This window comes from Fundidesulfovibrio soli, from assembly GCF_022808695.1.
Taxonomy (GTDB): Bacteria; Desulfobacterota; Desulfovibrionia; order Desulfovibrionales; family Desulfovibrionaceae; genus Fundidesulfovibrio; species Fundidesulfovibrio soli.
The window spans coordinates 65,728-87,641 of the sequence record NZ_JAKZKW010000005.1 but is presented as its reverse complement, the minus strand read 5'-3'; the positions used below and the strand labels follow the sequence as shown (position 1 = coordinate 87,641).

Below are 21,914 nucleotides of genomic sequence, written 5' to 3'. Positions count from 1 at the left end.
CCGCCAGCCCTTAAATCCGGGCCACCCCCAGGAACACCGCGTGCAGCGCCGCCACAACGGCGCTGAACGTCGCCCAGACCCACGGCCCGGAGCGCCCCAGGAAGGTCAACTCCATCTCGGATTTGGGGCATGCGCCGAGGCAGTCCCGGCAGAGCGAGCAGGAGACGCCCGGGCGCTTGCGGCCCAGGTCCTCGGGGCGCAGGGCGTCGTAGCGGCAGGCCAGGGAGCACACCCCGCAGCCTTTGCAGCCGCTCCCGATGCGCAGCCGCCAGGGGGACAACTTCCCGGCCAGCCCGGCCAGCAGGCCCATGGGGCACCAGCCCGAGCAGTGGGCCATCACGCCCGTCCGCCGGGAGGCGAAGGCCATGATCCCCACGCCCGCCAGCCCGAACCCGCCAGCCAGCCAGACCGCCGTCATGGACGTAACCCCCATGCGGCCCAGCGCCCAGGCCACGCCGAACACCGCCGCCGCCAGCAGGATGCGCCCCCGGCGCAGCCAGGCCGGGGCCGCCGAAGGCCGCTTGCGGGCCTGGCTCATGGCCGAATCCCAGGCCCCGATATAGCAAAGGTGGCTGCACCAGGCCGGCCCCACCAGCAGCACCGTGGCCGAGAACAGGCACAGCATGAACAGCCCCTCGCCCCTGAACAGCGGCCCGGCCACGATGAGCGCGGGCACGGGCAGGTGCAGCGCGCCGGTCATCAGGAAATCCTTGAATCCGGCCAGGCCCAGGGCCAGCTGCCCGAAGAACGCCAGGGAGAACAGCCCCCAGGCCCGCCTGCGCGCCTTCGAGGCCCGCAGCGGGTCGCACAGGGCCTCGGCCGTAAACCCCGCATAGAGCGCCAGCAGCGAGATCTCCAGCCAGCCAGCCCCGTGCGCGAAACGCTCCGCCAGCAGCATGGGCGGGCGCACCTTGAGCTGCACCACGGCCAGCAGGGCCAGGGCCACGGCCCAGGCCGCGAACCCGGCCACGGGGAACTCGCGGGGGCCGGACGCATCTGCCTTTGCCCGGCTGTTGCGGGCGAACAGGGGTTGCTCCAGGGCCCAGGCCGCCAGCGCCGTGACCAGGGCCGCAACCGAAAGGATGACCGCCAGGCGCAGCCAGGGCTCGCCCGTGGCCTGCCGCAGGCGCACGAAGTGCAGCATGGTGTCCACGGTGATGAGCGACCCGGCCAGGGCCAGCGCCTGATTGGCCCGGCGCGGGAATTCGCGCCGGGTGAAGATCAGGCACGCCGCCGGTGCCAGCCAGGCCAGTGCCTCCCAGATGCCGTGCCACCGGTTGAGGTGCGCCGCCGGGATCAGCGCGCCCAGCACGACCAGGGCAACCAGGCCCGCGTTCTTGAATCGGTTCATGTGTCGCTCCGCAGAAGGCGTTCACCCGTTTTCTAGCACGGATGCCCACCGGGGCATTGATTTGCGTCACAATCCGGGTCATTCCATGCCCATGAAAAAACAGACCTCCTCCACCGGCGCGCTTCTCAGCATGGTGCCCCTGTTCTCCAACCTGAGCCCGGCCCAGCTTGAGACCATCGAACAGAACTCCGCCGTGATCAAGGCGGACAAGGGGCAGGTGATCTTCCTCGAAGGCGTGGAGGCCAAGGGCCTCTACATCCTGCTGCAAGGCCAGGTGAAGATCTTCAAGGCCTCGCCGGAAGGCAAGGAGCAGATTCTGCACATGCTTGGCCCGGGCGAGCCTTTCGCCGAGGTGCCCATGTTCCAGGGCGGGGTCTTCCCGGCCAACGCCATGGCCGTGCAGCCGAGCACGGTGCTCTACACCGAGAAGGCCGTGCTCATGCGCCTCATGGAGCGCGACGCCGGGCTCTCCATGGCCATGCTGGCCGCGCTCTCCCAGCGGCTGCGGCAGATGGCCTCCATGATCGGCCAGCTCACCCTGCGCGAGGTTCCCGCGCGCCTGGCCGCCTACCTGCTTCTCCAGGCCGACGAGAAGCAGTCCGACACCTTCGTGCTGGACATGAGCAAGGGCCACCTGGCCGCGCTGCTGGGGGCCACGCGCGAGGCCCTCTCCCGCGCGCTGGCCCGCCTGGAGGATTCGGGCTGGATCTCCATGGACAACCGCACCATCACCATCCTGGACCGCGAGCGGCTGGAAGCCCTCTCCGAAGGGGACCTCAAGCTCAAGTAGCTGGCCCGGTCCTTGCTTGGAGTCTTGGCATCATGCCCAGACCCTTCCGCTTCAACCTGGACAAGGTCCTGGAATACCGCTCCCAGCTGGAGGACCAGGCCAAGATCGCCCTGTCAAAGGCCCAGCAGGCCTTGCGGGATCACGACCGTTTCCTGGAGATGCTGGAGGGCGACCTGGACATCCAGCGCGACAAGCTCGCTTCCAGCGCGCTCACCGCGGCGGAGCTCTGGCTGCTGCGCTCCTATATCCAGCGCCTGGAGCAGGACCTGGCCCTGGGCAGACAGCGGCGCATCGAGTTGGCCCAGGACGTGCATGACAGGCGCGAAGAGCTGGCGGCCCGCGCCAAGGATCGCAAGCTCCTCGAAAAACTCAAGGAAACCCAGGCGGCCAGACATGTTGCGGAAGAGAACAGAAAAGAGCAGGCAGGCTTCGACGAGATGGCAACGCTTCGTTACCAGCCTCCGGTTGTCTAGAATCGCCCTGGCAGTGGCCGTGCTCGCGGCCGCCAAGCTGGGCCTGCTGCTGACCATGGGCCTGCGCGGCGCGCCCGCGCCGGTGCCCGTCGCCGCCGTCACGGCCACGCCCCCCGCCGCGGTACAGAACGTGGCCCAGGCTCAAGGCCAAATATCGGGCCAGATGTCGGGCCCGGCCCCCGTGGTCCGCGCCTCCATCCTGGATGATGCCCCGGCCCACGCCCAGGCGGCCGCAGCCGCCCCTGCCGCTCCTGACAAGAAGGCCATCCCCCCGGCCCAGCAGCCCGAGTCCGTGCTCTCCGTGCAGGTGCTCAGGCAGCGCGCCGAAGCCCTGGACCGCCAGGAGCAGGCCCTCAAGACCCTGGAGGCCGACCTCAACGCCCGGCTGGCCTCGCTCAAGGAGCTGGAAAGCTCGCTCAAGGGCCTGCTGGACGAGGCCAAGTCCGTCAAGGACGAGAAGATGCGCCACCTCATCGACATGTACACCAACATGAAGCCCAAGCAGGCCGCCTCGGTGCTGGAGACCCTGGACGAGGGCGTGGCCGTCAAGATTCTGTCGGGCATGAAGGGGCGCCAGGCCGGGGAGATCCTGACCTTCGTCGCCGCCAAGAAGGCCGCAAAGCTCTCCGAGGACCTGACCAAGTTCCAGGCCGGCAAGGACCTGCCCGAAAGGCCCTAGCTCAGGGACCGATCATGACGCAACAGCCCCCGCCGGGACATCCCGGCGGGGGCTTTTGCGTGGCCGCACAGGCACTGGGATGGACGCCGCGCCCGAAGCCGTGTCGGGCCCATACGGGCCAACCGTTGCGCCCGGCCTCGGCCGCGCCGCGCTTCAAGAGCTCCCCCTCAAGGGGCCTTCGCGGCCGCCAGGCCGACAAGAAACTCCAGAATCCGCTCCTGGGCGTCCGCCGTGGCCTCCGGGCTCCCCGCCAGGGTGGCTCCCTTCCCCGTCGGGCTGTGCTTGTTCAGCACGTCCGGCCGGTAGGTGTGGGGCAGATATGGCGTGGTGAACCCGTGGTGCGCCCCAGGATAGACCTTCAGGGCCACGGGCGCTTCCCCGGCGGTGCGCGCGTCCACAAGCTCCCGGCAGAAACGCGCCGGGGTCCAGTCGTCCGCTTCTCCGATCAGGATGAGCGCCGGGGCGCGGTATTTGGCCTCCATGCGCTTCTTCTGGTCGCACGCGGGAAAGATGCTCACGGCGGCCGTGAAGGCGGGCGAACCGGGGGCGCGCCCGGACAGCCCGACCGTGGAGACCGCGTCCAGCGCGATGCCCGCCCCGTGGCTGAAACCGGCGACCAGCACGGAGCCGCCTCTCAGCCTGGGATGCGCCGCAAGGTATTCCAGCGCGCCATAGGCGTCCGCCACGCGCATTGCATCGGTAACCCGCTTGAAATCGGTGCAGATTTCCGTGAAACCGCGCGGCCTGAAGCTGTCCACGACCAGGCAGGCGTAGCCCGCGCGCAGGAAATAATCCTTCCACAAGCCGAGATATTTTCCCGTCCCGCTACAGCCGTGCAGCAGCACAACCGCCGGGAACGGGCCCTCGCCGGGAGGCAGGGAAAGGTAGCCCCTGACCTGCTGATGATCCTGGCCTGCTGAGGCGAAATCCACCGCCTGGCCGCCGAGGCCGGAGCCCTCCCCGCCGTGGGCGCTCCAGACGGGCGCAACGGCCAAGACGCACAACAAAACGATCACTCGAAGCATGGGCCTCTCCCTTTTGCTTGCCCCAACGCAAAAAGCCCGGCCGGAGTTTGTCCGGCCGGGCGCGAAGTGCGTCGTCTGCCAATGCTAGGCGGTGCGGGCCATGTGGCGGGTGCGCTTCTTGAGGCCGTTGATCTTGCGGCGCAGGATGTCCTTCTCCTTGCGGGAGGCGCCCTCGGCGGCCTTCTTGGTGCGCATTTCGCGCATCTGGGCCTTCATGGACAGGATCTGGGCCTTGTAGGGGGACGCGCCGCCCTCTTCCTCGCTGATGCCAAGCACGGACTTGATCTCTTTGACGAGGGTGTCCTTATCCATGCCAGAGGCGCCGGTGATGCTGGGGATCTGGTTGATGACCAGGTCGCGCAGTTCCTTGGCGGTCATCTTGTCCAGGGGTTTCTTCAGGTCCAGAGTGATTTCGTCGGCCATTTTCCGCCTCCAAAGAGTTATAGTCACCTGCCGGGGCCATACTGGCGGACGTAGGCCGCATACGAGCGCCCCACGGCAGTGTCCGGGTCCAGTCGCAGGTTCCCCAGGTTGGCGATGCGGGGGGCGGGCGGCCGCCAGAAGGTCGGCGCCTCGCCGCTCGCGGCGTCCAGAGGGGTCTTGCCCTGTAGCAAATCGAACTGCACCCTGTCAAAGACTTGTTGGCCCAGAAACTTGTTGACCGCAAGCAGGATGTCCGGGGCCTCGTAGTGGCTCTCCTGCATGGCGATGGGGTCGTCCACGCCCACCAGCAGCGTGCCGCGCCGGTGGCCCATGGGGTGGGCGAAGGGGGCCACGTCCCCCAGCACCTCGCGCCAGCGCGGCCAGAGCATGGCCAGCCTGAAGCCAAGCACGGCGTCGCTGCGGCTGGCGAAGCCAACGATCAACGACCCCAGCGGCTGCATCAGAGCCTCGCCTTCCAGACCACGTCCTCGATGCGCTCCTCGGCCGTGGCGTCCACGGGGACGATGAAGTGCGCCGCCTCCATGAGCATGGGCTCCAGGCGCGCGGTCTCGGCGGCCAACTCCTCGATGCGGGCCGGGTCGCCCAGGTCGCGGGCCAGGTGAGCCATGTCGCGCATGACGAAGAACACCTTGCCGCTCGCGCGCATGGCCTGGACCTGCTCCGGGCCAGCCAGGGCCTCACCGGTTACGGCCACGCTCAGGCCGGACCCCGCCGCCGCTTGGGCCAGGGCCTGGGGGTCCGGGGCCTCGACGTAGGACAGGCCCAGCTGTTCGGCGGCCAGGCGGGCCAGTTCGCGCCTGCCCGCCCCCGCCATGCCGATGAAGAACAGGTTGCCGGAGGCCCCGCCGATGGAGGTCTCCTCGCCGGGCCCGAAGGTCATGGACTTTTCCTCTTCGAGCACCTGTACGCGGAGCTTCATGGGGTTCTTGGGGAGTTTGATCGTCATGGGGGCTACGTAACGCGTTTGGGCAGGATGTCAAAGGGAGGGCGCGGGGACGCAATCGAATCCTCGGCACTCAGGTCAACGGACTTGGCGGCCGCGACGCGAGCTTTCGGCCGGGTCAACGCAAGCCGTCATATCGATGGAGCACGTTTCAAAGCGCCCGATACGGCCCGGCCCGCTCAACAAGAGGCCGGGAGAGGGGAGCCTTTCTTTATTGCGGAGAATATAAAATCGATATCAGCAACTTATCCATATCCTCACTCTCCACCCCGTCGATGCCGATATAGCGCGTGAGCGTCACCTTGCCGCTGGAGGGGTCCACATCGAACTGGGCATGAGACGTATACACTTTCCCGGTCAGCGCATCCTTGGCTTCGGCATGGAGTATCCAGCTGTTCTCTTTCTTTTCCCACTTCGAACTGGGCCCGTAGGCCTTCAAGCTGCGAATGAAATCATTGACGGTGAAGCTGAACTGCCTCTCTGGCGAGCCCGATTTCTGGTCGACACCCCCGGGCACGATCTTGGAGAACAGCGTATCCACGACCCCGAGAAGCGAACCGTAGGATCTAAACAGATCATTTCGCGTATGAAGCTCCGACTTGAAGAATTGCTCCTGCGGAGTTGGCGAGCATGACACAACGCACGTGGCCAGCAGCAGGGAGAAGACGACTTGTTTTACCATATTCCGGCATCCTTCATGGGCTGTATCTGCCTGGGTGAAACAGGAAACTTGTCATTGTCAATGCAACTGCTGCTTCAGACGGCGTTGCTGCCTCTGGGCGTTGGAGCATGCCTCGTGCGGAACAGTGCGAAACATCATGATGCTCGCACCAGAACCAGCCAAGGCAAATTGCAACAACATTACTACTTGATACACTCTTCTATCTTCCAGCACCATTGCTGTCAAGAAGGTGCTCTTTTGGCCTCTGCAGAACTGTCACCTGCCCCTCGGTTCCACTTGCGGGCGGGCGCCCGGCACCCTTTGCCCTTCGCGAGAATGTGTTACGCCTCGATACGTCAGGCGCTGGCCGGAATCCACCACGCCCAAGCCTTCCCCGTCGCGCGGCACCGAAACAAAAAAGCGCCCGGGCTTTCGTCCGGGCGCTTGATGCTCAAGGGGCGGGTGCGGAGCTAGATCTTCAGCGCGGTCTTGAGGTCGGCCACGGCGTCGGTCTTCTCCCAGGTGAACTCGGGCAGCTCGCGGCCGAAGTGGCCGTAGCAGGAGGTCAGCCCGTAGATGGGGCGCTTGAGGTCCAGGCGCTTGGTGACGAAGTAGGGGCGCATGTCGAAAACTTCGCGCACGGCCTTGGTCAACTCGGCGTCGCTGAAACGGGAGCAGCCCTGGGTGCTCACCAGCACGGAGACGGGCTCGGCCACGCCGATGGCGTAGGCGATCTGCACTTCGCAGCGGTCGGCCGCGCCGGAGGCGACCACGTTCTTGGCCACGTAGCGGGCGAAGTAGGCCGCGGAGCGGTCCACCTTGGAGGGGTCCTTGCCGGAGAAGGCGCCGCCGCCGTGGTGGCCCATGCCGCCGTAGGTGTCCTGGATGATCTTGCGCCCGGTCAGGCCGCAGTCGCCCAGGGGACCGCCGATGACGAAGCGGCCGGTGGGGTTGATGTAGATCTTGGTGTTCTTGTCCAGCAGCTCGGGCGGCAGGGCCTTGTGGATGACCTCCAGCTTGATGGCGTCCACGAGGTCGTCGTAGCTGATGTGCTCATCGTGCTGGGAGGAGACAACGATGTTGTCGATGCGCGCGGGCTTGCCGTTCTCGTACTCCACGCAGACCTGGGTCTTGCCGTCGGGGCGCAGGAAGCCCAGGATGTTCTCCTTGCGGACGTAGGCCAGGCGGCGCGAGAGCTTGTGCGCGTAGTAGATGGGGGCGGGCATCAGGGTGTCGGTCTCGTTGACGGCGAAGCCGAACATCATGCCCTGGTCGCCTGCGCCCTGCTCCTCGGGCTTGGTGCGGTCAACGCCCTGGGCGATGTCGGCGGACTGCTTGTCCACGGAGGAGATGACGGCGCAGGTCTCCCAGTCGAAGCCCATCTGGGAGCTGTTGTAGCCCACGTTCTTCACGGTCTCGCGCACGATGCCCGCGAAATCCGCGAAGGCGGTGGTGGTGATCTCGCCCGCGATGAAGGCCACGCCGGTGGTCACCAGGGTTTCGCATGCGACGCGAGCTTCGGGGTCCTGCTTGAAGATGACGTCCAGGACGGCGTCGGAAATCTGGTCGGCCACCTTGTCGGGATGGCCCTCGGTGACGGACTCGGAAGTGAAGAGATACTTGCCCTTGGCTGCGGACATGAAGGTTCCTCCCAGGGAATATATTCGCCGGTGCGGCGATAAAGGCAAATCATGCGGAGCGGCCTATGAGGCCGCTAGGCCATGTGTCACAACTGCGGAAGCCTTGTCAAATGCCTCCGGGCTTTTTTTTCAATCCAGCAACAGGTTGTCGATCAGCCGCGCGCCAGGGAAGAACAGGGCCACCGCCATGAGCGCCGGGCCGGAAGCGTCCTCCAGGGGGGCCAGGGTCTCGGGATGCACGCAGGCCACGTAGTCCGGCCGGGCAGTGGGGATGGCGTCCTTATAATAGGCGGTCAGTCGTTGGGTCAGCTCCCGGGCGGAGGTTACTCCCTGGGCCTTCCAGGCGCGCGCGGCCTGGAGCCCCTTCTGCACGTGCGGGGCCAGGGCGCGGTCCTGGGGGGAGAGGTAGACGTTGCGCGAGCTCATGGCCAGGCCGTCGGACTCGCGGAAGATTGGGCGGCCCTCGATGGCCACGGGGATGTCCAGGTCGCGCACCATGCGCCGGATCACGGCCAGCTGCTGCCAGTCCTTCTGGCCGAACACCGCCGTGGTGGGCATGGCCAGCAGAAGCAATTTGGCGACCACCGTGGCCACGCCGTCGAAGTGGCCGGGGCGCGACGCCCCGCACAGCCCCTCGGTCAGGCCCGCGACGCTCACCGTGGTGGCGAAGCCCTCGGGGTACATGGCCCCGGGTTCGGGCAGGAAGAGCACGTCCACCCCGGCCTCGCGGGCCTTGGCCGCGTCGCCCTCGGGGTCGCGGGGGTAGCGGTCCAGGTCTTCATTGGGGCCGAACTGGGTGGGGTTGACAAAGATGCTGGCCGCCACCTTCTCGGCGTTGGCCCTGGCCCAGGTGAAGAGCGATATGTGGCCCGCGTGCAAAAAGCCCATGGTGGGGACGAGGGCGCTGGTAAGCCCCTGGCCCCGCCAGGACCAGCACACGGACTGGAATTCCTTGGGGTCTGTGATGATCTGCATGGGGATGCCTCCCGGTGTGGAGTGGCCGGGTTCTACTCCCGCGCGGGGCGGGTGTCGAGGGGGCTTCAGCCGCAACAGGCTCGCGACCGGTTGGGGCTTGGCAGGAAAATACCCGAACAAGAAGAAAGTTCCCTACATAGCCCTATATGGGGTGCAGTGGATTTTTTCTGACTACAATGCCCGGTTACCAGCCAATTCCTTGGCTGGAAACCAACTCCAGGAGACACCATGCATTCCCTTGAGACACCCCAACACTGCGATCCACTCCGGCTCTTTGGCACAGGCTAGGTCCATTCAGGAAATGGGCGGTCCACTCGAAACCTGAAACACCACACGTACCATACTGTGGTCCGCGCGTTGAGTTCCCATGACCCTCTGTATGCGAGGACCATGCACGTGATGGAGCACTACCTCGGCAAGCTCCCCGAGCCCATCAGGCGTTTGGCTATGCCCGCCATGGCACGCGAGATCAGGGAATTCACGGCGCTTTACAGCTATCTGCGCAAGGCCGCCGTGATCATCGAGAACCACCAACGCCTCCACAGCGGAAAGGACAGCGCAAGGTTTGCCGCAGAGGAAAGTGGGAATCGGCTTAAGAGCCGAAAGCTCACTCAGGCCGAACAGGCTGAACGCAGAGAACTTGTCCGCCGGGTCAAGTCGGGAGGCGCGAGAGAAGGCGACCTGCTTCGGTATCTGGAGCTTTCCGTCGCATAACGCCAAGACATCAACCAGAGCCCCGGATGCAATATCCGGCGACATAGAGGAGAATACTGATGAGCAGCGAAACCATCGCTCTCGACTACATGATGGACAACGGGCTTGCGGACGATACGCCCAAAACGGCGCTGGGCCAGTTCGCCCAGGAGGAACACGGTCCGGGAGGCCTGTGGGTCCAACCGGCCGGGCAGCAAACCGGCAACTCCGATTCACCGGTCAGCGGCGGACAACAAGACGTCGGGAACGGCATGAGCCCCTTTGAGCGCGAAGCCAGGGAAGCCAATCCCGGCTATCCGCCATCGTACCAGACACCCGCGGAGCGGGAGGCCAGGGAAGCGGGTCAGCGCATCCATCAGGAAGGGATGCCCCCGAAGGTCCGGCCCTGGGCGGAGGTCCTGCCGAATGGAGACGTCCGGTTTGGGGACGACACGTACCTGAGGTGGAAACCGCTTCCTGGGGCTGTCAGCAGCTTTTCGGGGGCGCTTATCGGTTCAGTGACCCCAGGCAACCTCTTCAGTCAATGGGCAGCCGGCTATGGTGCCGAGGATTTAATCAATGAACACGTCCGGTGGCCGTGGTTATCATATGAACCTCGGAAACCAGATGCACAGACCAAGGAGGGGAATACTCCGTAGCTTTAAGGTCCATCGTTCGGAGACGGGGCTGGCTTTTGGGCCAGCCCTCTGCCATGAGTGCCAGCCATCCCCACATATACTGACCCACTTGCCACGGACCACTCAGCCACAATTTGCAAGGTGCTTATTATACACGATAAAGTACAGGGCAACGATCCCAAAAACGTAGATCACAAAATCTCGAATCATATCATTATTTTCATTCATCGCAAACCTCACACGGGAAATTCACACGGAGAAATGCCTCCGTAATATATACTCAGATAGATCATCGTAGCCTGTATCATCCGCGACACGAAAAAATAAACATAATCATCTCCAGAAAAGTACATGTCCCTCACAGGACAAACCTCCTGATGCAGTAGATGATCAGCGCGCTCACCGGCAACGCCGCCAGGAACGGAATCACGCTCAGAACCACCCTTTTCCAGACCGGGAGTTTATCTTCCCCCATCACACCACCTTCACCGAGAGAGAAACCAATTTGCCGTGAACGAACAGCACCAAATACAGCCAAGGCGAAATCTGCTGGTAGATATATAACTCACAAGGACAACGGGAGCAACCTCAATCGGCATCACCCCAGCAGTTTCACCAGCCGGTGCTTCTGCTCCAGCTGGAACTCGCTGGTCAGGTTGGGGCGGTGGGCCTCGAAGCCCGTGGCGGGCTTGAGCCAGCTTGCCACCCCGGCCCCGCGCACCTCCTCCACGGCTCGCCTCCAGGCCGGGATGAGGCCGTCCGGAGCCTGCCAGAGCGTTGCCTCGGCCTTGTCCTTGTTTGCGGCCAGTGAGCGCCAGAAGGTGTTCGCGTTGGTCCAGAGCTGGCCCTTGCGCCCGGCGTTGCTCACGCCCAGCCAGCGAAGGTTGGCGGCCTGGGCCTTGAGCGGGGCCTCCAGGCGCGCGCCCACGGCGGGTTCCAGCGCGTCGGCGTTGGCGCTTAAGTACTTGGCAAGCGAGTTCCAGGCCTCCGTGACCCGGCTCCAGCCCTTCTCCACCCCGTCCACCGCCGAAGTCACGGCCAGGGGCAGGGGATTGGCGTTCTCGCGCTCCAGGCCCAGGATCACCCGGCCCTGGTCCTGGCTGAAGAGGTTGTTCTCCGACCGGTGGAGCGCGCCGTTGATGATGGCCAGGCCGTCAGCGCCCGGACTCTGCGCCCGCAACCCCGTGGCCGACAGCGCCCCGGTTCGTCCGTCCGAAAGATTCACGCGCTCGCCGATACGCTGGTTGTGCTGGGTAAGCTCCAAGGTGATGCCCAGGTGCGTAAGCGCAAGGCCCGGAGTCACCGCGGAGGGGATGGAGGTCTCTCTGATGTCCGCCGTGAAGGAATCCTGCGCACCGCCCAGGGCCACGGCCATGCGCTGGTAGGCGTCGCGCCAGGTGTCGCCCGCGTAGACGTTGAAGCTCACGGGCGTGCCGGTGAGCTTCGTGGTCAGGCCCAGGTTCGAGAGCAGCCCGCCGGTGCCGTCCGTGAGGCTGAAATCCTGCCCCGCCGCGCCCGTGACCGTGAGCGAACTGCCGCTGCTGGTGGAGGTGGATGACGTGGCCGAGGGGATGGTCCAGGGGTCCACCGAGGCGCTCACCCCGGTCTGGGAGAAACCGCTGGAGCCGGCCACGGCCGGGGCGGCGAGGTTCAGCACGGCCGGGGAGCCGGTGATCTCGGCGCGCACGGCCTGGAGCACGTCGTTCCAGGTCCAGCCCGCGAGCACCTTCACGGAGTGGGAGCGGGCCTCCCCGCCGTAGGTGGAGGTGAATGAGTAGGTCCCGGCGGCCAGTGTGGTGGCCTGGGTGGGGTCGTAGGCCTTGGAAATGTAGGACGAGGGCTGCGCGGCGTCACCCACGGCGAAGGCCAGGTCGTGCCTGCCCACGGCCAGGGCGGTAGCCGCGCCAGGGTCCACCGGGTTTGAGCCGAAGACGGTGGGCGCGGCGCCCTGCAGCCCCTGGAATATGTAGTTCCCCTCACTGGCCGGGCCCATGGCGTTCTGCGAGGCCCGCACGCCGAGCCTGGAGAGCAGGCCGCCGGAGGTGTCCGCCAGGGCGAGGTCCTGGTCCTTGCGGGCGGGGTTGATGGAGAAGGTCAGCACTGAGCCCGCCCCGGACACGTCCGGCCCGAGCTGGAAGGCGGCGTTCTGCCAGGCTACATCGGCGCGCACGGGCAGCCCGGCGCGGTTCACCTGTGCGGCCACACCGGCCAGCACGGAGCCCCAGGTGTCGTTTTCCCCCACGTCCAGGCTGAGGCTCTCGGTCTTGCCGCCGAGCGAAAGATTGAAGGAATACTTGCCCGGGGCCAGGCTCGTGGCCTGCCAGGCCTGGAATCCGCTGGAGAAGGCCTTGAGCTCCGGCGTGGCTTGGGCGTCCTGCAGGGCCACGCCAGACGCATAGCCTCGGGCTGCTTCGGGCCCCGTCACCAGCCGGGCCTGGAACCAGGGCGTGTGCCCGGCTGGCCACTGGAAGGCCGCCAGGGCATGGTCGAAATCCGTGAGCCTGCGCTCCAGCCCGGCGCCAACGGCGTCTGAAATGGCAAGGCCGCCGCCGGTCCCGGCGGAGTCATCCTCGCGGTGCAGCACCTCCCTCGTGGCCCAGGCTTTCTTCACCTGGGTCGAGCTCGGGGCGCTCTGCTCCTGCGCGGGATTGATCCTCACATCGCTCACGGTACGCGAACTCCATGCCTTCCAGGCACAGCCCCTTTGCCGGGGCCGTGGCCGGGGCCAGGCTCCTGTCCTTCTCAACTAAGAGAGATCGGACGAAGTCCGCGTTGGCTTTACCCCTGCCCACCTCCACCAGGCAGCCCATGATGTTGCGCACCATCTGCTTGAGGAAGCCCGGCCCGGTCACGCGCCAGACCGTCTCCTGCGGGGTCTGGCCGGGGTGGGGCGCGATGGACTCCACGGTGCGCACGGTGTCCCGCACGGGGGTGCCGGTGTTCTGGAAGCCCGCGAAGTCGTGGGTGCCGATGAGGAGGCTGGCCGCCTCCAGCATGGCCCGGGTGTCCAGGCGGCCCACCCGCCAGACGAAGGGCCTGCGCTGGGGCAGGATGAACTCGGCCTCGTGCCAGAGGGTGTAGGCGTAGAACTTGCGCACGGAGTGGATGCGGCAGTGGAAATCGGCGGGGACCCGCTCCACGCCGAGCACGGAGACGTCCCGGGGCAGCAGGGCGTTGAGGGCGCGGCGGAAGGGCAGGTGCGCCCGGTCGGCGGGGATGTCGGCGTGGGCGTGCTGGCCCAGGGCGTGGACCCCGGAATCCGTGCGGGAGGCCCCGTGCACGCGCACGAACTGCCCGCAGAGCTGCTCCAGGGCCTGCTCCAGGCAGCCCTGCACGCTGCGCCCCTGCCCCTCGGGCTGGAGCTGCCAGCCCGCGAACTCCGTGCCCTGGTAGGCCAGGGTGAACTTCAGACGGATGGTGTCCTTGGTCATGGGCTTGCCCCTACACCGGCCCCGCCCCGGAGGGAAGACGTCGCGCCCCGCCCCCGAATGTTGCAAAGTGATATTCAATTACAAAAGTAGCGGTTTTCTCCGGCCAGGCATGGCCGGGACGTCGCAGCGGGCGTTCATGGCCTCGCTGGGGGCGTTCCTCCCGCTGCCAGGGCCTGGGCCGACCCTATTGCACCTCGTAGCGCAGCGCGTCCGAGCGGCCCTGGGCGTCCACCACCACCAGCCTGTGCGCCCCGGGGGTCAGCTCCAGGAACACCGTCTCCCCCACTTGGGACGCGGCCACGTGCGCGCCGTCCTGGAACCAAGTCAGCGCCCCGGCGTCGGCCCCGGCCTGGGCGCACAGGCCCACGCGCTGGAAGCCCGACGGGGAGTCCGGCCTGATCTGGTAGACCATCCGCGCCTTGGGCGAGGTGATGCGCGGCCCCAGACCGGCCATGGCCTCGGGGCAGTCCGGGCTGGGCTCGGGCAGGCCCGGCGCGGGCATGCCCCCGGAGCGCCACCATGCCGTCAGCTCCGCCGGGAACTGCGTCACCAGCTCCTGGCGCACCTCGCGGCCCGTGAGGCACTCGCCCGTGACGCGCAAGCCCGTGGCCGCGTCCACCAGCACGCGCCGGTGCACCGGGCAGGGCTCCAGGCGCGTCACACCCGGGATCACGCTCATGCGCACGCGCTTATCGCAGTCCGGCCCGGGCAGCTGGCGCGACAGGGCGCAGACCTCGGCCTCGGCCAGGTTCAGGCCCTCGGTCCGGGGCAGGCCCATGCCGTCGGGCTCCAGGGCGCGGAACACGTCGAAGAGCAGGGGCGCGGCCTGGCGCGCGCCCGAGATGCCTTTCACCGGGCGGCCGTCAACGTTGCCCACCCACACGCCCACGGCCAAGCGGGCCGAGAAGCCCAGGGCGAAGGCGTCGCGGTGCCCGAAGGATGTGCCCGTCTTCCAGGCCACGGCGGGCACGCCCCGGGCCTTCTCCACGCCAGCGGCCAGGTCCGGGCGCTCCAGGCGCGAGATGATGCCCGTGACCAGGGCGCAGGCCTCGGGGCCGAGCAGCCGCGCCTCGCGCGGGGAGCGGCCGTCCGCCAGGATCGAGGGCGGGCCGTGCATGCCGCCCCGGGCCAGGGTGGCGTAGAGGTTGGTCAGGTCCAGAAGGCTCACCTCGCCGCCGCCAAGAACCAGGGACAGCCCGTAATGCGCCGTGGGCCGCGTGAGCGTGCGAAGCCCGCCGTCGACCAGCAGCCTGTGGAAAGGCTCCGCGCCCACGTCCGCCAGCAGGCGCACGGCCGGGGCGTTGAGGGAGTGGATCAGCGCCTCCTGGGCCTCCACGCGGCCCCGGTAGCTGCCGTCGTAGTTGCGCGGGTCGTAGGTGCCGGTGGCGATGGGGATGTCCAGCAGCAGGCTCTCTGGGGCGATGAGGCCCTTCTCGAAGGCCAGGGCGTAGAGGAAGGGCTTGAGCGCCGAGCCGGGGGAGCGCGGGGCCGTGGCCGCGTTGACCTTGCCGTGGTGGGCGTCGTCGAAGAAGTCCGCCGAGCCCGCCAGGGCCAGCACCTCGCGGTTGGCCAAGTCCAGCACCACCACGGAGGCGTTCTCCACGCCCTGGGCGCGCAGCTCCACCAGGCGGGAGCGCATGGCCTGGCGGGCCAGCTCCTGCACGCGGCTGTCCAGGGTGGTGCGCACGCGCGCGGGGCGGTCCCGCCCGGGGGCGGCCATCTGGGCCAGGTGCGGCCCCACCAGGGGCGGGCGGCGCAGCCGCTCGGGCAGGCCCTGGGCGCTGGCGTGCTCCACCTCCTCGGCCGTGGCCGCGCCCACGGCCAGGGCGGCGGCCAGCACGCGGTCGCGGGCGGCCTGGGCCGCCTCCGGGCGCTTCACCGGGTTGTAGCGCCCCGGGGCGCGCGGGATGGCGGCCAGCAGGGCGGATTCCGCCAGGGAGAGCTTGTCCGGCGTCTTGCCGAAATAGAACCAGCTGGCCGCGCCCAGGCCCACGATGTTGCCGCCGCAGGGCACCAGGTTCACGTAGTGATTGAGTATCTCGCGCTTGCTCAGGCGCAGCTCCAGCTGCAGGGCCCGGAAGCACTCCACGGCCTTGGCCCAGTAGGAGCGCGGCTTGGGCTCGGCCAGCCGGGCCACCTGCATGGTGATGGTGGAGCCGCCCCGCACCACGCGCCCGGCCTGGATGTTGCCCAACGCGGCCTGCAGGATGGAGAGCGGGTTCACGCCCGGGTGGCTGAAGAAGTAGCGGTCCTCGCTGGCCAGCAGGGTGTCCAGGCAGATGGGGGAGACTTCATCGAGCGCCACGGGGAAGCGCCAGGCCTGGTCCCTGGCCAGGAAGAAGCGGATGGGCTCGCCCCGGTTGCCCAGCACCACCGTGGAGGCAGGGGGCGCGAGCCGCTCCCAGGGAAAGGGGAACAGGGCGTCCAGCGCGGCGAAGGAAGCCCCACAGATGAGCAGCAGGGCCAGCGCCAGGCCCAAGACCGTCCGCCAAGCTCGCCGCCCCGAGGCAGGGCTGCGGCCTGGCCGCCACCAGCGCGGCCTCCCCTCCGGCCCGGTGCCAGGGGGTGGGTTTCCACAGGCGGGGGGGGCGGCGGGCGTCCGGTCCGCGCCGCCCCCTCCCCTCAAACCTTGCTTCATTGCCCGCCTTCCACCGTGATCCTGCCGAGCGCCGTGCCCGCCTGCAGCTCAGGGGCGTACATGGCCTCGGCCTGCACGGGCGGCAGGGCGTAGGTTCCCGGAATCACGGCCCGGCACAGGGTGTACACGTCCACCCACTTGTCGCCCGGCAGGTCCAGGAACACGTTGACCCGGTCCGCCCGGTAGTCGGCGTAGGTAGTCTGCGCGGGCTCGGACTCCATCCAGGACAGCTTGTCCGTGGTGGCGAGCCTGGGGTTCTCCACCTCCAGCCCGGAGGGCAGCAGCTGGGTGAGCACCACATGGGCCACCGGCCCGGCCGTGGCCCGCACCGAGGTCTTGACCACCACCGGCGCGCCCTGGGGCAGCTTGGCCACGTCCAGGGGCTTGCCGTCGCGGCCCAGGAACTCCCGCTTGACCTCCAGGCCCTTGGCGAAGGGCGCGTAGCTGGAGGCCTCGGGGATGCCGCGCGTATCCAGGCTGTAGAACAGCGCGCCGGGCTTGCAGTCCGCCCCGGTGGCGATGCGCAGCGGCCCCGCGGCCTTGATGCGCTTGAGCGTGAGCGTCTTCACGCCGTCGTAGGCAGCCAGGGAGCTCTGCCCGGCCATGACCTGGGCCGTGCAGGGCTCGCCCGCCTGCTGGCGCGCGAAGAGCTTGCCCAGGGCCATGAAGGCCATGCCCGCCTCCTGCGTGGAGCAGGGGCCCTTGGCCTCCAGCAGACGGGAGACCTCGCGCGCGGCCTGCGCGGTCGCGGGATTATCCGGCGCGGCGTCCACCAGGGCGGCCAGCATGAGCGCCTGGGCGCGCAGCGGCGAATCCAGGATGTCGTCGGCCGCGGGCGCGGGAACGGGCTGGCCCAGGCCCGTGAGCAGCCTGTCAGAGCCCTTGGCGTTGCCCGTGGCCACGTAGGCGGCCGCCAGCAGGGCCTTGGCGTCGGCTCCCAGCTTGCCCGCGAGCTTGCCCGTGAGGTGGTCCATCATGCCCTTGTCCGGCTTGCCCGCCCGGGCCAGCACGTACAGGCCGTAGGCCTGGGCCTTGATGAGGCCCACGGGCTGCTCCTGCTTGACGAAGTCCGCCAGCCACTCCAGGGCCTGGGTCATGGACGGGCCTGTGACCTGGAAGCCCGCCTTGGAGGCCTCCAGCAGGAAGTGGATGGCGTACACCGAGCTCCAGGCGTGCTCGCGCTGGGCCCCGGGCCACAGCCCGAACCCGCCCGAGGGCAGCTGCATGGAGTACACCCGGCTGATGCCCACCTGCACCAGGGACTCGGGCGAGGCCTTGGCCAGGGCCTCGGGCTCCAGCTCCCGCGCCAGGTTGGCGAAGTACAGCAGAGGGAAGCTGCGCGACACGCTCTGCTCCAGGCAGCCGTAGGGGTAGCCCAGCAGGCTCTCCAGCTTGCCGCTGAAGCGCACCACGGGGTAGCGGCCCAGGCGCAGATCCCGGCTGACGGAGCCGGGCAGCAGGCCCGAGGCATCCTCCCCGAACTCGACTGGCCCTGTCCCGTTGGCCCCGGCCTGTATGCGGCTCACGGCCGGAAGCGGCGAGCGCACCAGGAACTCGGAGCGCACCTCGTAGCTTTCGCCGTTGCCGGTTGCCGATAGCGCAAGCGTGCCCGTGCCCTCCTGCGCTCCGGCGGTGACGGCCAGGAACACGGTGCGGTCCTTGCCCTTGGGGATGTCCAGCGTGCGGGGCTGCTCCGCGCTGCTCACGGCCCCGGACGCGGCCAGGGCCAGTTGGAAGCTGCCGTCCTTGTCGGTGTCGTTGCGCACGGTGACGGGCAGGCGCAGCCCGTCGCCCAGCTGGGCGAAGCGCGGGAACGTGGGCAGGATGGACAGCGGGCTCCTGACCCGGGTGAAGTGCTGGCTCGAGCCGAAGCGGTTGCCGTTCACGGCCACGGCCATGATCCGAAGCGCGCCCTGGAACAGGGGCACGTCGATGGTCCACTGCACGCGGCCCTGGGTGTCGGCCTTGAGCGGGCCGGACCAGAAGGCCACGGACTTGTCGCCCTGGGGCGACTCGGTGCGCAGGTAGCGCCCCATCTCGTCGCCGCCAGCGGGCGACTTGCCCGTGAGCGCCTTCACTTCCGGCAGGAGCATCATCCAGGTGTCGAAGGAGGTCACGCCCAGGCTGCGCTTGGCGTACAGCTCGCCCCAGGGGTCGGGGGTTTTCTGGGCGATGAGCTGCAGGATGCCCTCGTCAACTGCGGCCAGGGTCACCACCGCGCCGGGGTCGGCCTTGGCCGTGATGGTCAGCTTGGTCTTGGGCTTGATGAGCTCGGGGGCCAGGATGGTCACGTTCTGGCGCCCGGCCTCGCGGGCCACGCCCACGCTGACCGTGCCGAAGGCGCGCCCGGCCTGGCCGGGACGGATGTCTCCGCCCTTACGCACCAGCACGCCCGTGACGTACACGTTGGGGCTGTAGCCCTGCTTCATGGGCACGCTCACCTCCGCTGTGTTGGAGGGCATGTCCACCACGAAGCTGTCCATCACGCCGATGGACTCCACCGTGAGCAGCAGCTTGCCCGCGAAGGGCGCGCGCACCTGGAAGCGGGCCGTCTCGCCCGCAAGGTAGTCGGCCTTGGAGGGCACCAGCTCCAGCTTGGCCGGGTTCTCCATGGCCCAGGGGTTGTAGCCCTCGCCCGAGGCCCAGAGGCTCAGCTGCGAGGCCGAGCCCGAGGCCACGTCCGTGAGCACCACGCGGTAGGAGCCAACCTTGGGCGGGGTGAAGGCCACCTGGCCCTTCTCGCCCGGATTGGGCAGCTCGCGCCGCTCCACCAGGCGGGAGTCGCGCTTGGTCTCGTACTTGAGGGAGCCGTCGTCGGCGCGGCGCAGCACGGTCTGCCAGCGGTCCTCGAAGAATTCGGCCAGCAGCCCGGAGGACTTGGCCGGTTTGCCCATGCCGTCCACCACCACGTAGTCGAAGGCGTGGGCCTGCCCCGGCGTCAGGCCGGACTCGCCCAGCTTCTTCAGGCCCGGGTACACGGCGTAGGCGTCCACGGGCATCTTGAGCCTGGCGGCCACGCCGCGCCCGCCCGCCTCGCTGACGCGCGCGGTGATCACCGCCGAGAGCGCCGCCGGGGGCTTGAGCCCGTCCGGGATGGCCGCCTTGAAGCCCAGGCGGCCCTGCTCGTCCAGGTTGCCGGGCTCAAGGGTGATGACCTGGGTCTCGAAGGAGCGGTCCGGGTCGCCGAAGGTGTACTCCTCGAAGCCCTTGGGCGTAAACGGCGCGGGCACGAGCATCACCTGGGCCTCGGCGGCCAGGCCAGCGGCGGGGGCGCCGAAGAGGTAGCGTGACTCCACGGTGAAGGCCAGGTCCGCGCCGGGGGAGGCGCGCTCGGAGCCGGGCTCGATGGAGGTGCTGATGCGGTCGGGCTTGAAGTCCTCCACCTCGAAGCGGTACTGGCCGATGGACTCGTCGCCCACGCGCGGCTCCATCAGGTAGGCGCCGGTCATGAAATGCGCGGGGATCACGCGGGTGAACGCGGCCAGGCCCTGGGCGTCGGTCTTCACGTTCTCCACGGCCACCTCGCGGCCCTGGGGGTCGCTCCAGACCAGCTTCACGGGCATCCCGGCCGGGGGCGCCTTGAGCTGCGGGTCGCGCACGGCCATGATGCCGTTCACGGTCTCGCCGGGGCGGTAGATGTTGCGCTCGCCCCAGATGGTGCTCACGTAGCCCACGGCGGGCACGCCCGTGCCCGAGACGTCGAAGCCGGTCATGTCCGTGCGGAAGCGGTCGAAGTGCAGGAAGGAGTAGTCGGCGTCCTTCTCCACGGTCACGATGAAGGGCTCGCGCTCGGGCGGCAGGCTGGCAAGCCCCGTGGCGCGCCAGAGCCCGTTCTTGTCCGTGACGCCCTGGAAGAGCACCTGGTTCTTGGTGGAGATCACCTTCACCCGCGCCCCGGCCACGGGGGCGGTGTCCTTGTAGGAGGCCACCCAGACCAGCAGGTCGTCCTGGCCGCGCTTGGCCGCCACGCCCAGATCCGTCATCAGGAGCCACTTCTGGCGCCTGCCGGTCCCGCCCTCGGCCTGCTCCACCGTGATGCGGTAGAGCCCGGGCTCGGAGTCCTTCACGCGGGACTCCACGTCCATGGGGGTGAGCTGCTTCTCGTTGCGAGGGCGCTTCAGGTTCACGGCGAAGCTGGCGATCTCGTCGCCCAGGTAGGGCAGCACGTCCTCGTAGCCTTCGCTCTCGAAGGTGGAATCCCCGTAGTAGCTCAGGCTGAAGAAGATGTTGTTGCGGAACACCCGCTCGATGCGCACGTTGGCCTTGCCCGCGTTCACGGACTCCAGCTCCACGTTGCGCGAGCCGCTGCGCGGCAGGAAGATGCCCGGGTGCGCGAAGCCCAACGCGGGGGCGAGGTCGGGCACCTTGAAGGTGAAGCGGGCGTCCTTGGCCAGGGCGGCCCCGTTCAGGGCCGTGACCCCGGCGGGGATGGTCAGGGTGTAGGTGGCTCCGGGCTTGAAGCCGCCGCCCAGAACCACGCTGCGCCCGCGCTCGGAGCCGATGCTGAAGGAATCGACCGAGGGCTCGATCACCAGCTTGCGGCGCAGGGCCTCGGTGTCCACCTTGGCGGAGAAGGGCAGCTCCCAGCCGCCCTGGCCGCCCGCCACGGGCTTGGGCGCGGCCACGGTGAGCGTGTCGGAGTGGGACACGGCGATGGAGTAGACCAGGGGCTTCTCAAGCTTGAGGCCCTTTTCGGACTGGGCCTTGGCCTTGTCCACCAGCAGGGTGAACATGCGCGTCTTCGCCTCGCCCTGCACGGGCGCGCTCTGGAAGGCCAGTTCGGAGGTGCCGTAACCCTGGTCCTTGGCGACCTCCAGGGGCACGGGCTGGGCGGCCCCCAGCTTGGGGTCCACCAGGGTCACGGCGGCGGCCATGTCGGTGGGCTTGATGTCGGCGTTGAAGCGGATGGTGCCCTTGATCACGTACCAGCCCGGGCGGCCAGGCACAGGCTCGGATTCGGCGCTGAAGTCGTACGCGGTGAGCGCCTGCCCCTGCAGCGTGAAGGACTGCGCCCCGGAGAGCGTCTCGCCCACGGGCAGGAAGTTCTCGGGCCGGGCGGTGAGCGTGTAGGAGTCGGAGGGGTTGAACCCGCCCTTCTGGGCCGTCTTGAAGCTCAGTATGTAGGGGCCCATCCAGACCCACTCGCCGGGCACGGGCGGGTCCATCTCGAAGGGGGGCTTGGAGAGGGGGCCGTTGTACTCCGTGTCGCCCACGGGCTTGGAGAACATGATGTGCAGCGTGTCCCGCCGGTTCCAGGTGTGGTAATAGGAGAGCTGCCCCTCAGCCTGGCGCACCGCCTTGGCCGGAGCTTGCGCCGGGGCCTGGGGCTGCGCGGGGGCCTGGGGCTGCGCGGGGGCCGATGCCGGGGCCGGAGCTGGCTCCTGGGCGGACTGCCTGCCCCCCCAAAGGAAGTAGGCCTGCACCCCCACCACGAGGAGCAACACCACGATGACGAGGGACTTGAGCGAGGAGGGAGAGGAGGAGGGACCGTTCTGGCTCATGCGTGTCTCCGCTTGGGGCTTGTTTCACGCTG

The 21,914-nt window shown here is 68.1% G+C and carries 17 protein-coding genes; 5 read left to right on the top strand and 12 right to left on the bottom strand.

Features of this window, described 5'->3' with window-relative positions:
• Nucleotides 1-10: 10 nt before the first annotated feature.
• Nucleotides 11-1,351: a 4Fe-4S binding protein gene (locus MLE18_RS07420; RefSeq protein WP_243438156.1), complete on the bottom strand. Its 1,341-nt coding sequence runs from the start codon at nt 1,349-1,351 to the stop codon at nt 11-13.
• A gap of 85 nt (nt 1,352-1,436) precedes the next feature.
• On the opposite strand from MLE18_RS07420, the gene MLE18_RS07415 reads away from it, so the two are divergent.
• The 3 genes from MLE18_RS07415 to MLE18_RS07405 are packed head-to-tail and all read left to right on the top strand — an operon-like array spanning nt 1,437 to nt 3,293.
• A complete protein-coding gene (locus tag MLE18_RS07415) occupies nt 1,437-2,141 on the top strand; it encodes a Crp/Fnr family transcriptional regulator (RefSeq protein WP_243438155.1) in 705 nt (234 codons plus the stop codon).
• Nucleotides 2,142-2,173: 32 nt separating this feature from the next.
• On the top strand, nt 2,174-2,614 hold the full coding sequence (fliJ, locus tag MLE18_RS07410) for a flagellar export protein FliJ (protein ID WP_243438154.1): 441 nt from the start codon (nt 2,174-2,176) through the stop codon (nt 2,612-2,614).
• Nucleotides 2,607-3,293, top strand: coding sequence for a MotE family protein (locus MLE18_RS07405; RefSeq protein WP_243438153.1), 687 nt, complete (start codon nt 2,607-2,609; stop codon nt 3,291-3,293). Before fliJ ends, MLE18_RS07405 begins: the two co-directional genes overlap by 8 nt.
• A 167-nt stretch (nt 3,294-3,460) precedes the next feature.
• Here MLE18_RS07405 and MLE18_RS07400 read toward each other — a convergent pair whose 3' ends face one another.
• The 7 genes from MLE18_RS07400 to panC form a co-directional block, all read right to left on the bottom strand.
• On the bottom strand, nt 3,461-4,318 hold the full coding sequence (locus MLE18_RS07400) for a dienelactone hydrolase family protein (RefSeq protein WP_243438152.1): 858 nt from the start codon (nt 4,316-4,318) through the stop codon (nt 3,461-3,463).
• Nucleotides 4,319-4,402: 84 nt separating this feature from the next.
• A complete protein-coding gene (locus MLE18_RS07395; RefSeq protein WP_243438151.1) occupies nt 4,403-4,741 on the bottom strand; it encodes a hypothetical protein in 339 nt (112 codons plus the stop codon).
• Between the two features lie 23 nt (nt 4,742-4,764).
• Entirely contained in the window at nt 4,765-5,202 is a 438-nt protein-coding gene (locus MLE18_RS07390) for a DciA family protein (RefSeq protein ID WP_243438150.1), read from the bottom strand.
• Nucleotides 5,202-5,708 (bottom strand): nucleoside/nucleotide kinase family protein, encoded by a 507-nt coding sequence (locus MLE18_RS07385; protein ID WP_243438149.1) that lies wholly within the window; start codon nt 5,706-5,708, stop codon nt 5,202-5,204. The genes MLE18_RS07390 and MLE18_RS07385 overlap by 1 nt, the downstream gene beginning before the upstream one ends.
• A gap of 208 nt (nt 5,709-5,916) precedes the next feature.
• Nucleotides 5,917-6,387: a hypothetical protein gene (locus tag MLE18_RS07380; RefSeq protein ID WP_243438148.1), complete on the bottom strand. Its 471-nt coding sequence runs from the start codon at nt 6,385-6,387 to the stop codon at nt 5,917-5,919.
• Nucleotides 6,388-6,836: 449 nt separating this feature from the next.
• Nucleotides 6,837-8,006, bottom strand: coding sequence for a methionine adenosyltransferase (metK, locus tag MLE18_RS07375; RefSeq protein WP_243438147.1), 1,170 nt, complete (start codon nt 8,004-8,006; stop codon nt 6,837-6,839).
• 129 nt (nt 8,007-8,135) lie between these two features.
• Nucleotides 8,136-8,981 (bottom strand): pantoate--beta-alanine ligase, encoded by an 846-nt coding sequence (gene panC, locus MLE18_RS07370; protein ID WP_243438146.1) that lies wholly within the window; start codon nt 8,979-8,981, stop codon nt 8,136-8,138.
• Nucleotides 8,982-9,377: 396 nt separating this feature from the next.
• Here panC and MLE18_RS07365 point away from each other — a divergent pair, with 396 nt between their 5' ends.
• Both MLE18_RS07365 and MLE18_RS07360 read left to right on the top strand, forming a co-directional pair.
• On the top strand, nt 9,378-9,695 hold the full coding sequence (locus MLE18_RS07365) for a hypothetical protein (RefSeq protein ID WP_243438145.1): 318 nt from the start codon (nt 9,378-9,380) through the stop codon (nt 9,693-9,695).
• Nucleotides 9,696-9,754: 59 nt separating this feature from the next.
• Nucleotides 9,755-10,333 (top strand): hypothetical protein, encoded by a 579-nt coding sequence (locus MLE18_RS07360; protein ID WP_243438144.1) that lies wholly within the window; start codon nt 9,755-9,757, stop codon nt 10,331-10,333.
• Between the two features lie 577 nt (nt 10,334-10,910).
• Here MLE18_RS07360 and MLE18_RS07355 read toward each other — a convergent pair.
• From MLE18_RS07355 to MLE18_RS07340, 4 genes are all read right to left on the bottom strand, one after another.
• A complete protein-coding gene (locus MLE18_RS07355) occupies nt 10,911-12,980 on the bottom strand; it encodes a hypothetical protein (RefSeq protein WP_243438143.1) in 2,070 nt (689 codons plus the stop codon).
• Nucleotides 12,877-13,743, bottom strand: coding sequence for a tRNA pseudouridine(38-40) synthase TruA (truA, locus tag MLE18_RS07350; protein WP_243438142.1), 867 nt, complete (start codon nt 13,741-13,743; stop codon nt 12,877-12,879). The genes MLE18_RS07355 and truA overlap by 104 nt, the downstream gene beginning before the upstream one ends.
• 184 nt (nt 13,744-13,927) lie before the next feature.
• On the bottom strand, nt 13,928-16,222 hold the full coding sequence (gene pbpC, locus MLE18_RS07345) for a penicillin-binding protein 1C (RefSeq protein WP_243438141.1): 2,295 nt from the start codon (nt 16,220-16,222) through the stop codon (nt 13,928-13,930).
• Nucleotides 16,223-16,377: 155 nt separating this feature from the next.
• Nucleotides 16,378-21,882 carry an alpha-2-macroglobulin family protein gene (locus MLE18_RS07340; protein WP_243438140.1) on the bottom strand — a complete coding sequence of 1,835 codons (5,505 nt, stop codon included), beginning with the start codon at nt 21,880-21,882 and terminating at the stop codon, nt 16,378-16,380.
• Nucleotides 21,883-21,914 lie beyond the last annotated feature (32 nt).